Consider the following 393-nt stretch of genomic DNA (forward strand, 5'->3'; position numbering starts at 1 on the left):
CGTAAAGCCCCTACGAAATCAAACCCTACTCATTGCTTACAAGTATTTGAATTAGTTAACGAACAAGATAAAAAAATATATTTTGTTGGCAACGAAAAGGATATAATCATTAACATTATTCAAGGGGATCAAGTAAGGCAAATAGCTATGGATCGAAAGAGGGATATTCCCAAACAATTACTTGGGATCGAGAGGTCTAAATTGTAGTTGCAGGAGCAGATAAATGGTTGCTCCTGCATTTCTTTTGTTACTTAGTGATATTCTTTTCTCTGTTAATTTTTCGCTGGAAAAAGACGAAAATGGGAAGAGGAATGAAAATCCAGCCTAAACTTTTTATTAAACCATTAAGAGCTGATTGTTTTCGATATTCTAGCTGCTGTTTCAGCATTGCAT

Annotated in this window: 1 protein-coding gene; it reads left to right on the plus strand. The window is 34.6% G+C overall.

What is annotated here, in order from left to right; genetic code table 11:
• Window positions 1-207: hypothetical protein (locus KH400_RS21875; RefSeq protein ID WP_217228223.1), on the plus strand; the 207-nt coding region annotated here is incomplete at its 5' end.
• Window positions 208-393: the final 186 nt, after the last annotated feature.

The sequence above is a fragment of the Desertibacillus haloalkaliphilus genome, assembly GCF_019039105.1.
Lineage (GTDB): Bacteria > Bacillota > Bacilli > Bacillales > KJ1-10-99 > Desertibacillus > Desertibacillus haloalkaliphilus.